13 protein-coding genes are annotated in these 14632 nt (G+C 63.8%); 5 read left to right on the forward strand and 8 right to left on the reverse strand.

Translation table 11 applies throughout. The features are described from left to right. Positions 1–2: 2 nt before the first annotated feature. Both CIT40_RS26470 and CIT40_RS26475 read right to left on the reverse strand, forming a co-directional pair. Positions 3–857, reverse strand: coding sequence for an ABC transporter permease (locus CIT40_RS26470; RefSeq protein WP_094893911.1), 855 nt, complete (start codon positions 855–857; stop codon positions 3–5). Next, positions 854–1645 carry an ABC transporter ATP-binding protein gene (locus CIT40_RS26475; protein ID WP_162307683.1) on the reverse strand — a complete coding sequence of 264 codons (792 nt, stop codon included), beginning with the start codon at positions 1643–1645 and terminating at the stop codon, positions 854–856. Before CIT40_RS26475 ends, CIT40_RS26470 begins: the two co-directional genes overlap by 4 nt. A gap of 235 nt (positions 1646–1880) precedes the next feature. On the opposite strand from CIT40_RS26475, the gene CIT40_RS26480 reads away from it, so the two are divergent. Next, positions 1881–2954: a tartrate dehydrogenase gene (locus CIT40_RS26480; RefSeq protein ID WP_094893909.1), complete on the forward strand. Its 1074-nt coding sequence runs from the start codon at positions 1881–1883 to the stop codon at positions 2952–2954. A gap of 37 nt (positions 2955–2991) precedes the next feature. Here the strand turns inward: CIT40_RS26480 and CIT40_RS26485 are convergent, their stop codons facing one another. Then, positions 2992–3933: a LysM peptidoglycan-binding domain-containing protein gene (locus tag CIT40_RS26485; protein WP_094893908.1), complete on the reverse strand. Its 942-nt coding sequence runs from the start codon at positions 3931–3933 to the stop codon at positions 2992–2994. Positions 3934–4083: 150 nt separating this feature from the next. Next, positions 4084–4701, reverse strand: a complete 618-nt coding sequence (locus tag CIT40_RS26490; RefSeq protein ID WP_094893907.1) for a CGNR zinc finger domain-containing protein — start codon at positions 4699–4701, stop codon at positions 4084–4086. 119 nt (positions 4702–4820) lie between these two features. On the opposite strand from CIT40_RS26490, the gene CIT40_RS26495 reads away from it, so the two are divergent. After that, positions 4821–5681, forward strand: coding sequence for an alpha/beta fold hydrolase (locus tag CIT40_RS26495; protein ID WP_094894024.1), 861 nt, complete (start codon positions 4821–4823; stop codon positions 5679–5681). A 110-nt stretch (positions 5682–5791) separates the two neighbouring features. On the opposite strand, the gene CIT40_RS26500 is transcribed toward CIT40_RS26495, so the two are convergent. Further along, positions 5792–6781 carry a zinc-binding metallopeptidase family protein gene (locus tag CIT40_RS26500; RefSeq protein WP_094893906.1) on the reverse strand — a complete coding sequence of 330 codons (990 nt, stop codon included), beginning with the start codon at positions 6779–6781 and terminating at the stop codon, positions 5792–5794. Between the two features lie 413 nt (positions 6782–7194). Beyond that, positions 7195–7911, reverse strand: coding sequence for a hypothetical protein (locus tag CIT40_RS26505; protein ID WP_094893905.1), 717 nt, complete (start codon positions 7909–7911; stop codon positions 7195–7197). Positions 7912–8185: 274 nt separating this feature from the next. Here CIT40_RS26505 and CIT40_RS26510 point away from each other — a divergent pair, with 274 nt between their 5' ends. Together CIT40_RS26510 and CIT40_RS26515 are read left to right on the forward strand one after the other, a co-directional pair. Continuing rightward, positions 8186–9109: an ABC transporter ATP-binding protein gene (locus tag CIT40_RS26510; protein WP_094893904.1), complete on the forward strand. Its 924-nt coding sequence runs from the start codon at positions 8186–8188 to the stop codon at positions 9107–9109. Continuing rightward, positions 9106–9867, forward strand: a complete 762-nt coding sequence (locus CIT40_RS26515) for an ABC transporter permease (protein WP_094893903.1) — start codon at positions 9106–9108, stop codon at positions 9865–9867. Before CIT40_RS26510 ends, CIT40_RS26515 begins: the two co-directional genes overlap by 4 nt. Before the next feature lie 45 nt (positions 9868–9912). Here CIT40_RS26515 and CIT40_RS26520 read toward each other — a convergent pair whose 3' ends face one another. After that, the gene (locus tag CIT40_RS26520; protein WP_094893902.1) at positions 9913–10236 is read right to left on the reverse strand and encodes a hypothetical protein; all 324 of its coding nucleotides are present in this window, start codon (positions 10234–10236) and stop codon (positions 9913–9915) included. 306 nt (positions 10237–10542) lie between these two features. Here CIT40_RS26520 and CIT40_RS26525 point away from each other — a divergent pair, with 306 nt between their 5' ends. Beyond that, a complete protein-coding gene (locus CIT40_RS26525; protein WP_193550888.1) occupies positions 10543–11337 on the forward strand; it encodes a L,D-transpeptidase in 795 nt (264 codons plus the stop codon). 26 nt (positions 11338–11363) lie between these two features. On the opposite strand, the gene CIT40_RS26530 is transcribed toward CIT40_RS26525, so the two are convergent. Continuing rightward, positions 11364–14552 carry a CHAT domain-containing tetratricopeptide repeat protein gene (locus CIT40_RS26530; RefSeq protein ID WP_094893900.1) on the reverse strand — a complete coding sequence of 1063 codons (3189 nt, stop codon included), beginning with the start codon at positions 14550–14552 and terminating at the stop codon, positions 11364–11366. Positions 14553–14632: the final 80 nt, after the last annotated feature.

Genomic DNA, 14632 nt, shown 5'->3' on the forward strand with positions numbered 1-14632 from the left:
TTTCAGATGTCGGCCGGCCCGGTGCCCGACAGCGAGCGCCAGCGCAGAAGCCGTCGCTCCAGCCGGCCGGCGAGCAGATTCGCGATTGTCACGAAAGCCAGAAGAATGACGATGCCCGCGAATACGCCGGCCGGGTCGTAAGTCGACGATGCCTCGTGAATGAACAGGCCCAGCCCCTGTGCCGAAGAGGTGAACTCACCGACGATCACGCCTATCACGCTGTATGGAATGGCCAGCCGCATGCCGAGCATCACGAACGGCGCCGCAGCCGGCAGAAAGACGTGATAGGTGAGCTGTCGCTGGTTCGCGCCCATGATCAGGGTGAGGTTGACGACCTCGCGGTCGACGCTGCGCACGCCGGCAAACACATTGTAGAAGACCAGGAAGAAAACCATGATCGAGGCCAGCGCGATCTTCGATCCCATGCCAATTCCGAACCAGATGATGAAGAGCGGCGCGAGCGCGATCTTGGGCACGCCATAGAACGCCATCACATAGGGTTCAAAGATGCGTGCAAGCCGCGGCGAGCGTCCCAGCGCATAGCCGCCCAGTACGCCGCCTACCACGCCGATAGTGTAGCCCAGCACCAGTTCCTGACCAGTCGTCCACAAATGCGGATAGATCTCGCCGGAGGCGAACAGTTCGTAGAGCCGCTGGGCCACCGCGGTCGGTTTGCTGATATACAATTCCTTGATCAGCCGTCCGGCCGACCATTGCCAGAACAGCAGCAACGCGATGCCCGGAAGCAGCCGCAACAGCCATTGCAAAGATCTCGCCGCGATCGCCGCGCCGAAATTGCGGCGCGCACCGTCGGAGACGTCATAGGTCATGTCGGCCATCGGCTTGCTCTGGCTCAATGAACGCGTCCAATGTCGATTTGCGATCGGAATTCGGTCCAGACGGCATCATAAGCTGCCTCAAAGCCGGGATTGCGGAACGGCTCAAACATGTTGCGCGGCCGCGGCAGATTGATCTGAATGTTGGCGAGCAGACGCGACGGACGCTGGCTCAGCACAATGACATGATCGGCCAGCAGCACGGCCTCGGTAATGTCGTGCGTTACGAAAAGGATGGTCGCACCCGCTTCCATGGACAGGGTCTGCAAATCACTCTGCATCACCATACGTGTTTGCGCATCGAGCGCACCGAACGGTTCGTCCATCAGGACGACATCGGGCCGATAGACCAGGGTGCGCGCGATCGAGCCGCGCTTCTGCATGCCGCCAGACAGCTGGGTCGGGAAATGCTGTTCAAACCCCTTGAGACCGACGGCGCCGAGCGCATTCGCCACCCGTTCGCGCCGCTCGGCGGTCGTGACGCCGCGCAGCAAAAGAGGAAGCTCGACGTTCTCGGCAAGCGTCTTCCAGGGAAACAATTGTGCCTGCTGTGGTACGAAACCGACTTCAGTGTTGATCGTCGTGACCTTGCGGCCGCCGTGATGGACCGCGCCACGGGTCGGAATCAATAATCCGGCCGCCATCTGCAACAGCGTGCTCTTGCCGCATCCGCTCGGGCCAATCACCGCGACGAATTTTCCGCGGGCGGCCTCGAAGCTGATGCCGTCCAGGACACGAACGGCGGTTCGGCGGTCCGGCGCTGGGAAGTCCTGGCCAATTCCCTCGAAGACAAGCACGCGGTCGTCCATGCCGGCTCTCTCTCGCTCGAACATGTCTATACATATTCGAACCCGCGTGACCGGGCAAGCCAGCATTGGTGACCGGATTTTAGCTCCGGCCGCTCAAGAATTGATCATGTTCCGCATCTGTCGTAGTGGCTGCTCGTTCTCTCGGAGATCCTGACGCTGCTATTGTCGCGCGGCCAGATCGCGCCCGTCGAACTCGTCCCCGCAATCCCGCTGACATCCCAAACGGAGCCTTCCTATGCGCACCCATTCGATCGCAGCCATTCCCGCCGACGGCATCGGCCCCGAGGTCATCTCGGCCGGAATCCGCGTGCTGGAGGCGCTTGCCGAGCGCAGCGGCGACATTGCCTTCACCATCAAGACGTTCGACTGGGGCTCGGACTATTACAGGAAGCACGGCGTGATGATGCCGGCCGACGGCCTCACCGAGCTGAAGAAGTTCGACGCGATCTATTTCGGTGCGGTCGGCGCGCCTGACGTGCCCGATCACATCACACTGTGGGGCCTGCGCCTGCCGATCTGCCAGGGCTTCGACCAATACGCCAATGTGCGTCCCACCAAGATCCTGCCCGGCGTTTCCTCGCCGCTGCGCAATGTCGGCGTCGGCGATCTCGACTGGGTGATCGTGCGCGAGAACTCGGAAGGCGAATATGCCGGCATGGGCGGCCGCGCCCACAAGGGCCTGCCGGAAGAGGTCGGCACCGAGGTCGCCGTGTTCACCCGCGTCGGCGTCACCCGCATCATGCGCTATGCGTTCCAGCTCGCGCAGTCGCGTCCACGCAAGTTCCTGACCGTGGTGACCAAGTCGAACGCGCAGCGCCACGGCATGGTGATGTGGGACGAGATCGCGGCCGAGGTCGCCGGTGAATTCCCCGACGTCAGCTGGGACAAGATGCTGGTCGACGCCATGACGGTGCGCATGACGCTGCATCCGAAGAGCCTCGACACCATCGTCGCGACCAACCTCCACGCCGACATCCTGTCCGACCTCGCCGGCGCGCTGGCCGGCAGCCTCGGCGTGGCGCTGACCGGCAATATCGATCCGCAGCGCCGCTTCCCCTCGATGTTCGAGCCGATCCACGGCTCGGCCTTCGACATCACCGGCAAGGGCATCGCCAATCCGGTCGCGACGTTCTGGACCGGCGCCCAGATGCTCGAGCATCTCGGCGAGAAGGATGCGGCCTCGAGGCTGATGGCGGCGGTCGAGCGTGTCTGTGCGGCGGGCGTGCTGACGCCCGATGTCGGCGGCAAGGCGACGACGAAGGAAGTGACGGATGCGGTGATCGACGCGATCAACGGGTCGAACGTGTAGCTCTCTCCTTTTCCCGCTTGCGGAGAAGGCGAAGAGCCTACTTGCGCTTCGCTGGCACCGGCGGCGGTGTCGCCATCGCGGATGCAGGCTCGGGCGGCGTCAGGTGGCGCGGGACGATGATGGTCTGGCCCGGGGTAAGCTGCGCGTTCTCTGCAAGCGAGTTGCTCTGCGCAAGCGTCCACAGCGGCACGCGATTGGCGGCTGCGATGCTCTCCATGGTGTCGCCGGGGCGCACCGGCACCCGCACGCCGCTATCCCACAATTCGACCAGCGTATCCGCGGGCACCAGATAGCGCAGCGGCACGGCACCGGACTGGGTTTGTGGCGGAATGCGCGGCAGTTGCGTCACCATCTCGACGATCTGGCGATGGATGTCGTCGGACTTTTCGATGTTGATGTGCGAGACGCGGCTGTTTTCCTTGAGGTCGTAACTCGCATAATGGCCGCGAAAGCCGGGGACTGCGACGACGTCGCCGCCGCCGAGCACGCTGTCGGACAGGAAGATGTTGATGAAGCGCTCGACATTGAGCGGCACATCGCCGGTCGCATGCGCAGGGTCGATGGCGATGACGAGGCTGATCGGAATGTTCTCCTTTTCCGCCATCTCGGAGATGATGATCGAGCACAGCCCGCCCATCGAGTGGCCTATCAGCACGATCGGGGCCGGCGATTCCTTGTAGCTGGCGATGGCACGATCGCCGATCCATCGGCAGATAGTGAATTCATAGACGTTGGCGGAAAAGCCGGCCTTCGTTAGCTTCTCTTCGAGCCGGTCCATGCCGGTCGAGAAGATCGGTCCCATGGCGCCGCGGAACAGGTAGATCTTCGGCGGCGGCAACGGCTCGAACGGCGGAGGCGGCGGCGCGGTGGGGACGGCCGCGGTGGTCTTGGACTTCGCAGGTGAGGCGGCGGCCATGCCGGGGCTCAGGGCAAGCAGCGCAACGGCTGCCAGCACGACTAGTCGCCTCAAATCAATCATCAGTCCAGCAGTCCCACCACGGGAGGCAAAGGCTTCCCCACCGGGCTTAGTGACGGCCGATTGGGTGGAATTTGGGGCACGGAACCGGCGGGCGACGCGCCGCCTCGCGCATCAAAGCTCCGCGACCTGCATGATGAACACGCCGGCCCGTCATTGCCTGCTCCTGAGCCGGCTGCGATGCGCGGCCTGCTTGGCGCGGTTCCCGCAGACCGCCATGATACACCACCGCCGCGCACGCCGGCGGGTGTGATCGGCGAACAGCATTGTGCAGTTATGGCCCTCGCACGCCTTCACGTCGGCAAAATCCTCCTCGCAGACGAACTTCGCCATTGCTTCTCCGATGGGCAGCAGCAGGGAGTCCGGTGATCGCCAGCGTCGCTTTGTTCGCAGCACGAGAACGCCGCCATCGTCCGACCCCGGCTCGATCCGCCTGAAGACTTCGTCGCGCTCGAGCAGGCTGTTCAGCGGACCGAGTTCACGAAGTCCATCCACCGTCAGCGGCCGGCCTGCATGCTTCCGCACAAAGCCGCGAAACCATTCGCGCAAGGCGCGGGCCTGGTCGGCAACCTTGTCGAGTTCACCCGGCTTTGCGCGCGCCTTCAGCCCATCCAGCTCATCCGCCGGCACCAGCCTGGCCTGGGCCAGCCAATCGACCAGGCCTTCGCCATCGTCGAGCCAGTCGACGGGCGTCTCGGCCGGCGTCGCCACCGAATTGAGGAAATCGAGACCGAGCGAGTCGGCGATGAACATCGCGGGCGGTCTGTTCATGAGCGGTCCTTGGCCTGCTGAAATTAGCCAGTAACCTATATAATCGCCATTGACAAGTTATCACTCAGGTTAGTAACCTTCAAATTAGCTATTTACAGGTTACATTAACGGAGATGGCCATGACCCCAACCACCTATCGCACTGCCGACGTCGATGATTTCAAGGTGTTCTATCGCGAGGCCGGTCCAAAAGGCGCACCGAAGCTGCTGCTGCTGCACGGCTTCCCCAGCGCCGGCCACATGTTCCGCGACCTGATCCCGCTGCTCGCCGATAAATTCCACATCGTCGCGCCCGACCTTCCCGGCTTCGGTCAGTCCGACATGCCGGCACGAGAAAGCTTCCGCTACACCTTCGACAATGTCGCTCAGGTGATCGAGCGCTTTACCGAAGTGATCGGTTTCGATCGTTTCGCGATTTACGTCTTCGACTATGGCGCACCAACCGGCTTTCGGCTTGCGCTGCGCCACCCCGAGCGCATCAGCGCCATCATTTCCCAGAACGGCAATGCCTACGAAGATGGCCTGAGCGACGGCTGGTCTCCGATCAAAGCCTATTGGCAGGACCCTACGCCCGCCAATCGCGACGCGCTGCGCGCCCTTCTCACGCCGGAGGCGACACGTTGGCAGTACACGCATGGCGTCGCTGATGCCGCGATGGTGTCGCCGGACGGCCAGAACCTGGACAATTTCTATCTGGCTCGACCGGGTTCTGACGAGGTGCAGCTCGACCTGTTCGGCGACTACAAGAGCAACGTCGCGCTCTATCCGTCATTCCAGGACTATTTCCGCACCCACAAGCCCCCGTTCCTGGCGGTCTGGGGCAGGAACGATCCATTCTTCATTCCGCCCGGCGCCGAGGCTTTCAAGCGCGACAATCCCAACGCAGTGGTTCAGTTCTTCGACACCGGCCATTTTGCGCTGGAAACGCACGCGCGGGAGATTGCGGAGAGCATTCGCGCGTTCTTGGCCTCCAGAGCATGATCAGTCCTGATTGTGTGCCGACATTCTTGCTTCACGCGGTTTCTTGACGCGAACCGATTCACTTCCCCCGAGAACGCCCTGACTTAACGGGGGGCTGTCCTCTCCGGCGTTTACGCTGCCAACCTCTGCTGACCGCGGAAGGCGCTGATCGCCATGTGGACGAGATGCAGCTTGCCTTTGACCGCCGGCGATATGTCGAACGGATATGCGTCCCTCATCCCGAGCGAGCGGTTGAGTTCGTTGATGCTGCGAGCAAGCGGCATCCAAAGTGACAGTAGCGCCTCGAAGTCGCTCTCGAGATAGGGATCCGTCAGGGTCCGGCGGGCGCGATCGTCCAGCGACAACGGCAAACCTGCCAGCGAGTCGAGCGTCGACACGATATGCAGGAAATGCGCGAACGTTTCCGCCCAATCCTCCCAGGGGTGGGACGTGGCGTACTCGCTGATGAAGCCGCTTCGGTCGTATGAACGATCGGCGCGGCTGTAATAGGAGTTGATCGCGGCTTGATAGTCCTGCGCCTGGTCACCGAAGATCAGGTTGAACGGGGCCTGGAATGTCGTGCCGTCAACGAGCATGGCCCAGTAGAAGTGACCGATCTCGTGCCGGAAATGCCCGAGCAGCGTGCGGTACGGCTCCCGGAACGCAACACGGCGAGCTTCTCGCTCGACATCATCGGCCTCGGCAAGGTTGAGCGTGATGAGGCCCGAGAGATGCCCCGTCAGGATCGGACTGACCTCGTCCGAGAGAATGTCAAACGCCAATCGTGCGCCGCTGCGCGATGCAAGCGGAAGCCTGAGGCGACTGAGATCATAGAGAAGACGACGCTTGGCTTCCTCCATGCGGCGCCAAAGCATGATGTTTCTGGTGCTGCCGAGATTAGGAGTCGTGCGCGTGAGGCGGCACGAGCCGCAATACCAGTCCGCACCCTCGACGCACCAGTTGCAACCGATGATCTCGCGGTTTCGGCAAGATTGACGGGATGCAAGTTTCGTCATCTCGATGCGCGAGGAATCGAACGTCAGCTCAGTGCCACAATTCGCGCACGCGACGTGCTCGAACGAAACGGGATGGCGACATGACGGACACTGAAAAATCTTCACGTGTACTGGTCCCAGACGGACGGCACACCCGAAAGCCGCCCCATCATTTCAAGGAGCTCTTGCGACCGTCGCTTTTACCGGCGAGCAACGCACGCTGCATTCGGAGCGCGTGCTGCCTCAACAAGCCGGCTCCCGCGCTCACTTGGCTCGATTGAGGCTGCGGTTTTTTCTCAAGTACCTTTTCGAGAACAGGCCGACCGGTCCACGCCCGCTCGGGCTGAACCGCCATGGGGCCGACGTTTTGTCTCCTTGTCATGGTGTAACAACACCAGATCGTGTGCCGAGTTCCCTTCTCGACCGGCGAGTGATCAAGTCTCGGCTTTTCAGACAGGTCTTGGGTTATGCAGATACGACAATGCCGCCGTCGGTATGACGGCGGCATCGTCAATTCAGCGGCTTGCTGGGCGAGGGGCTTAATTCCGGGGAGCCGTTGCCGCCGCCGAGCGCGCCGGCCGGGGTGCGCCGGGCTCGGCGACAGCAACCGCAGGCGCGCGCGAGCGCAAGATGGCGGCGTCGATCTCGGCGATGACACGGCGCTGGATCGCCTCGTTCTTGTCGATCGAGATGTGGCCGACGCCGGTGCCGCGAACGTCGACATTGTCGAGCTTGCCGCGGAAGCCGTTTGCAGGCTTCACCGGCTCGCCGGGACCGTCGCCGATATAGATGTTGATGTAACGCTCCGCGCCGGTCGAGAGCTTGGTCTTGAACACGGAATCGAGGCCGACCGCGAGCTTCACGGGTACGCCGAGCCGGTTGAGCTTCGCGATCATGTCGGGGAGCGCGGTCGCGCCGGAGGAATGCCCGACCAGGACGATGGTCTTGAGCCGGCCGGCCTTGTAGTTCGCTGCGGCTTCATCGGCAAGCGAGGACCAGGACACGAAATTGGCCACGGTCACCGGCACGCCCTGCGCCTGGAGGCGGGCGCCGATCGTGTCGAGACCGAGCGAGAAGATGTTGAGCACGCCGCGGAGCAGGTAGACATGTGTGGTCGCGACCTGGGCCTGGCTCGGCGCAGCCCGGGCCGTGGTCGGGCTGATGGCAACAGCTGACAGCACGAGCAGGCAGATCGCCCATACACGGAGGGCGGACAACTGGCTGGCGCCGGCGGTGTGACGGCCGTTCGGTCTCATCGGTGTTTTCCCTGGGGACAATACGCTTTGCGATTGGCCGGAATCGTAGCCACGGCCGGCTCGCAGACGCAACAAAGAGCCGCGTGAACGGCGATCTTAGCCACAGTCCGTGGCCATCGCGCAACACCTGCCCGAAACCTGCCACCGAAGCGCCCGTTTTGAGACCATTTTTCTCTCGCCGATTGCGACCGGCCAGAGGCATTCCTATCTCAGAACTCCGCTGACCCGCCGTTCCCGGCTGGTTCCGGCCCCCTCCCCAGCCCTACCGGCCCTCATGTCCTCCATCATTTCCGTCGCCAATCTGTCGAAGACCTATGGGTCCGGCTTCAAGGCGCTCAAGAACGTCAATCTCGACATCAAGCGCGGCGAAATCTTCGCGCTGCTCGGTCCGAACGGTGCCGGCAAGACGACGCTGATCTCGATCATCTGCGGCATCGCCAATCCCAGCGAAGGCAAGGTTCTTGTCGGTGGCGAGAACATCCAGAGCTCCTACCGCAAGGCGCGCTCGCTGATCGGCCTCGTGCCGCAGGAATTGCACACCGACGCCTTCGAGAGCGTGTGGGCGACCGTGAGCTTTTCCCGCGGCCTGTTCGGCAAGCCGAAGAACCCTGATCATATCGAGAAGGTGCTGAAAGACCTCTCGCTCTGGGACAAAAAGGACAACAAGATCATCACGCTGTCCGGCGGCATGAAGCGCCGCGTGATGATTGCGAAAGCGCTGTCGCACGAGCCGCAGATCCTGTTCCTGGACGAGCCCACCGCCGGCGTCGACGTCGAGCTGCGCAAGGGCATGTGGGAGGTGGTGCGCGGCTTGCAGCAATCCGGCGTCACCATCATCCTCACCACGCATTACATCGAGGAAGCCGAGGAGATGGCCGATCGCATCGGCATCATCAACAAGGGTGAGATCGTGCTGATCGAGGACAAGGCGAGCCTGATGCAGAAGCTCGGCAAGAAGCGGCTGACGCTGCATCTGCAGGGCAAGCTCGACGCGCTGCCGGAGAGCCTTAATCACTACGAGCTCGAACTCTGCGATAACGGGGCGACGCTGGTCTACGACTACGACACCAAGGGCGAGCGCACCGGCATCACCAGCCTGCTCAGCGACCTCCGCAACGCCAACATCCGCTTCAACGATCTCGACACGACGCAATCGTCGCTCGAGGACATCTTCGTCGACCTCGTGAGGACGCCATGAATCATCGCGCCATCCGCGCCATCTACCTGTTCGAAATGGCGCGCACCTGGCGTACGCTGCTGCAGAGCATCGTCTCGCCGGTGGTGTCGACCTCGCTTTATTTCGTGGTGTTCGGCGCCGCGATCGGCTCGCGCATCAGCCAGGTCGAGGGCGTCAGCTATGGCACCTTCATCGTGCCGGGCCTGATCATGCTTTCGGTGCTGACCCAGAGCATCGCCAACGCCTCGTTCGGCATCTACTTCCCGAAATTCACCGGCACGATCTACGAGATCCTGTCGGCGCCGATCTCATATTTCGAGATCGTGCTCGGCTATGTCGGGGCCGCAGCGACCAAGTCGATCATCCTCGGCCTGATCATCCTGGCGACGGCCGGGCTGTTCGTGCCGCTGCATATCCACCATCCGGTCTGGATGCTGGCTTTCCTGGTGCTGACGGCGGTGACGTTCAGCCTGTTCGGCTTCATCATCGGCATCTGGGCCGATGGCTTCGAGAAGCTGCAGATGATCCCGATGCTGGTGGTGACGCCGCTGACCTTCCTCGGCGGCAGCTTCTATTCCATCGACATGCTGCCGCCCACCTGGCGCACGGTCGCGTTGCTCAACCCGGTCGTCTATCTGATCTCCGGCTTCCGCTGGAGTTTCTACGAGATCGCGGACGTCAGCATGTCCGTCAGCATCGGCATGACGCTGGCGTTCCTGGTGATCTGTCTCGTCGTGATCTGGTGGATCTTCCGCACCGGGTACCGGCTGAAGAACTAACATTCCGGGGCGCGACAGAGTCGCGAACCCCGGAATGGCGGCGGGTTACCGGTAACAGTGGAAGTGATTGTAGCCGTCATAATAGCCGCGGCAGCGACGATGACCGCGATGGGGAATGCCGAACACCCCCTCAACCGCGCCGACAGCACCGCCCACGCCAGCGCCGACGACGCCTCCGACCGCACCGCCGACCGGGCCCGCGATACGGTTGCCTTCATAGGAGCCTTCCTGAGCGCCGCGGACAATACCCTGGGCGTGACCGAGTTGAGGCAGGCACGTCAGGCCGAGGAGGATAGCGGCGCCTGCGAAGAGCAGGCGGGCAGAACGACCGGCCGGCAGCGAAGCGGCGGCCACACGAACTCTGTTCATTGTATTTCATAAGGGTAAGCCGGCCCGCGAGACCCGCTGGCCGAGATATGGGCGCTGCACTAACGCCGAACGGGCCAATTGGTTGCGCCCGCATGACAAATGGCGCCACAATGGAGGTGCGCCTGCTCGCGAAAATGTCAGCGTGGCCGCGACCCGCGCGCCACCAAGCGGCCTTGCTTACGCCCGGCATCACGTTAACGATGGCTGAGCAGGCCGCTGGAACGAAAGCCGGATTGCAGGCATATTGCACGCCGGGGACGGAGAGCCGCGGCGCCTAGCGTGAACAGGCCGGAGGCCAGGATTCAAATGCGTTTCCAGATGCGTTCCTTTTTCATCGTGTTCACGTCCCTGATGCTCTTGAGCGCGGGCAGCGCGCAGGCCAAGGTTGAGATCACCGTCGACAAGGACAATCAGCAGATGACCGTCGCGGTCGACGGCGTCGCGCGGTATCACTGGCCGGTATCGACCGGCATCCCCTCGCGCGAGACGCCAAACGGCGCGTTCCGCACCTTCCGGATGGAAGAGGATCACTACTCCAAGGAATTCGACGACGCGCCGATGCCGCACGCGATCTTCTTCACCAAGGTCGGCCACGCCATCCATGGCACCGACTCGGTCGGCCGTCTCGGCTCGCCGGCGTCCCATGGCTGCGTGCGGCTGTCGCGACAGAACGCCTCGACTCTCTATGCGCTGGTCCAGCAGCAAGGCGTGCTCAACACCACGGTGACGCTGACCGGCTCGGCGCAGGTGGCGCTGGCGCGCAATCCGCGCGGCCGCACCAACAATGCAATCGCCCGCGCGCCGCAGCAGCCTGCCGAAGAGCAGTACGCGACCACTGGCGATCCCGTGAACCTGACGCCGCCGCAGCAGCCCGCCCGTCGCTACATGCCGCAGGACGACAATTACATCTACCCCGCCGACGGCAGCGACACCGGCGCGCGCTATCCGGCGCCGCGTCCGATCACGCGGCCCTATGGCACGCAGGCCTACCAGCAACTGCCGCAGCCGACCTATGACCAGGGCTACGGCCAGCAGGGCACCTACTATCAGCCGCAGCCGCGGCAGGTTTATCAGCCGCGCGGCTATTACTACCAGAACTGACGCGATCCAAATCCGAGGGGGCGCCGTCAGCCGCCCTCGCCCACCAGCACGAACGGCGCCCACACGGCAGGATCGGCGTTGCGGGACGACGACCGGTCGGCAATCAAGGCCTTCATCGACCGGCGCAGCGCTTCGGCACGGCCGATGCCGGGATGCGCGGCGAGCTCGGAGAAGGCGCCCGTGGTCAGCCGCACCGCTGCATCGGAATCGACCGGCCAATGCGAGACGAGAAGCGCTCGCGCGCCGGCATAGAAGAACGCGCGCGCGAGGCCCGAAAGGCCCTCGGCGCCAGGCTTGTCGCCGGCTGCCGTGTTGCAGGCCGAAAGCACCGCCCAGTCCGCATCCAGCTTGAGTTTTGCGATGCGACTTGCCGTGAGCAGACCGTCATCGTCGCTGGTCGGCTTGTCCGGCAATGTCAGCACGAGCGCGGGCTCGCTGAGGCCGCTGACCTCGCCGGCGACGAGACCGTGGGTCGCGAAATCGACGACACGGTATTGATCGAGCGGCAGAGTGCTCACGCTGGTCACGGTCGCGGCTGAGCCGAGCTTGACGTCGTCCTGCGGCGAGGCGCCGAGCGCAAGCGCCACAGCCTGGAGCTCGCCCGCGGTTTCCGGCAGCGGAGGCAGCCCCGTGCGCAGGCGCTCGATATCGACGGAAGTGCCGTCATAGTAGCTTGGGTATGGCTGCACGTTGCGCCCCGCGCGCTTGTCGCTCGGCGAACGCCGCAGCACCGGATCGCCAAATCCGATGAACGGCTTTTGCGCGCGTGAGTCCCTGGCAAAGCTGCGCAACGCACGCAGGCTCGGCACCGATGGTAACACCGTGATGGCGCGCTCGTTGAGCAGCCACGCCGCCTGCCGAAAGCGGTCGGCGGACGCCGTGTCGGGCTTCTTCGTCACCAGCACATGAAACGGCAGGCTGGTGAGCGCACCGGCCGGGACGACCAGCAGTTTTAGCTTGCCGGAGATGTCGGCCGATATCGGGCCGAATAGCGCATTGTAGAGTTCGAAGGAGGCATCGAGGTCGAATGACGATTGGGCGGCCTCGGGATTGCCGAGCCCGAGCCGCAGATGGGCAACACGGTCGACGATCTCGCGGCTGCCAAGCGCGATCTGACGCAGCGCGCTTGCCTCACGCGTCACCGCCAACGCGTAACTCTTGTCACCGCGCAGGATGAACGCCACCAAAGCTTCGTCGGGCTTCAGCAGCCCCTGCGTTTGCGCGATGGACAGCGGTCGCGGATTGGACAATTCAGCATAGGCCGGAAAGCTGCGGTCGAGCTGAGCCGAGACGTCTTCAAGCGATTTTCGCGTTTGCGCGGTCTGCGCGCGCAAGCTGGCGATCAATGCGTCGTTGCGCTTGCCGTCCGCCTGCCCGAGCTCGGACGTCACGCGCTTTTCGAGCGTTTCGAGGTTCGCTTTCAGATCCTGCTGCCGCCTCACCAGTCCGGCGATCGCATCGTTGCCGGCGCCGAACCGGGCCGCCATTTGCGACAGCGCGGCCCCCGCGCTGGTCTCGTGGGCGCGCTGAGCGGCGCCGAAGGCCTCGTCCTTCGCGGCATTGTCCAGCTTGCCGTCGGAGACGCGCCAGATCGCATCGATCAGCCAGGGATCGATCTCGGGAAAACGGACGAACTGCGTATTCTTCTCTGCGTTCAGCGCGGCGGCAGCCAGCCGCAGCCGCGCCAGGGCATCCGGCCACTTGCCCTCGCGGCGATCGGCGTCGGCCAGGTTGATCATCGTAGCGATGGAATCGCGGTGCCGTGGCCCGAGCCTGTCCTGCGCGATCGCAAGCGCGCGGTCGAGCCGGCCGCGGGCCTCGGCCATGTTGCCGGTCTTGAGGTCGAGCAGCGCGACGGCCCGCAGGTCCTTCACGAGTTGCGGATGCGCGGCACCGAGTACGCGCTCGTCGATCTCGAGGCAGCGGAGCAGAAGCCGTCTCGCCTCATCGATCTGGCCAGCGTCCATCAGGGCTTGCCCGAGCGAGCCGGCGGCAACCGCGGTCGGGCCGCTGCCTTCACCGAACTTGCGCTCAATGACGGCGAGCGAGCGGCGGTAGAGACCGAGGGCCTGTTCCTTACGCCCGAGGTCCGAATAGCTGTTGGCCAGATTGTTCAGCGCGCGGCCGACATCCGGGCTATCGGCGCCAAAGGACTTTTCATAGATCGCGAGCACCCGCTCCTGCAGACCGGCCGCTGCCTCGTGCTTGCCCTGCGCTGAAAAGGCGTTGGCAAGATTGTTCAGCCCGATAGCCGTGGTCGGATGGTTCGGACCGTAGATGCGCTCGTAAGCCTGCAGCGTCTGCTGATAGAGTTTCTCCGCCTCCGCATAACGCGCCTCGTGCTCAAGCACAGTTGCGAGGTTGCCGGTGCTGGCCGCAACGTTCGGATGGGTCTCGCCGCGTCGCGCCCGCGTGATCGCAAGCGAGCGCCGCATCGACGCCTCCGCCTCGGCCAGACGGCCGGCATCCAGATAGAGGTTGCCGAGATCGTTGAGTATCTTGTCGTAGTTCAGCTTGGTCTCGGCATCCTTGCCAAAGCTGCGATCGAGCAGCTCGATCCCCTGTTTCAACAGTCGCTCGCCGTCGTCGAAGCGCCCGAGCAGTCCGTAGACATCTCCAAGATCGTCCATCGCGGAGGCGACATCGAGAGGAGGCGCGTTGGCGGCCTGCAAGGCCGAGAGGGCCCGTTCGAGATAGCCGGCCGCTTCCTTGAAATTCTCGTTGTCGCGCGCGAGCCCGCCGAGCGCCGACAGCGTCCCGGCGAGGCTGCCGTCGTTGGCGCCGAAAGCGCTGGTGCCGAGCGCGAGCGCCCGCTCGGCGACCGCGGTCGCCTCCGCCCGTCGCTCGAGCATGCCGAGCGATCCGACCAGGATGTTCGAGGTGCGCAGCGTCGAGGCGACATCGCTGTTGCGTAGCTTGATGGCGAGCGCCGCGTTGAGCTTGTCGACCGCTTCCGGGAAGCGACCGAGATTGTGCAGATACATGCCTTCGTTGTGCAGCACCCCGGCATAATTCATGTTGTCGGCGCCCTGCCGGCGCCGCACCAGGGTTTCAAGCTTCTGGGCCGCAGCCAGCCCCTCGGCCCAGCGGCCGGCCTGGGTGGCCGCGTTCATCTGAGCGACCAGAGAATCGAAATCGTTGCCGCGCTGGGCCAAGGCGGGTCCGGACATCAGGACCACAAGCAAGAATGCGACAAACAGGCGGGCGCGGTTCATGCGAAAATCCCGTCACGCGCGTCAAATGGCAATCCGCGGAGGATACGGGCAGGCATCGCACCTGTCGACAGCAGGGAATT

It is taken from the genome of Bradyrhizobium amphicarpaeae, from assembly GCF_002266435.3.
GTDB classification, from domain to species: domain Bacteria; phylum Pseudomonadota; class Alphaproteobacteria; order Rhizobiales; family Xanthobacteraceae; genus Bradyrhizobium; species Bradyrhizobium amphicarpaeae.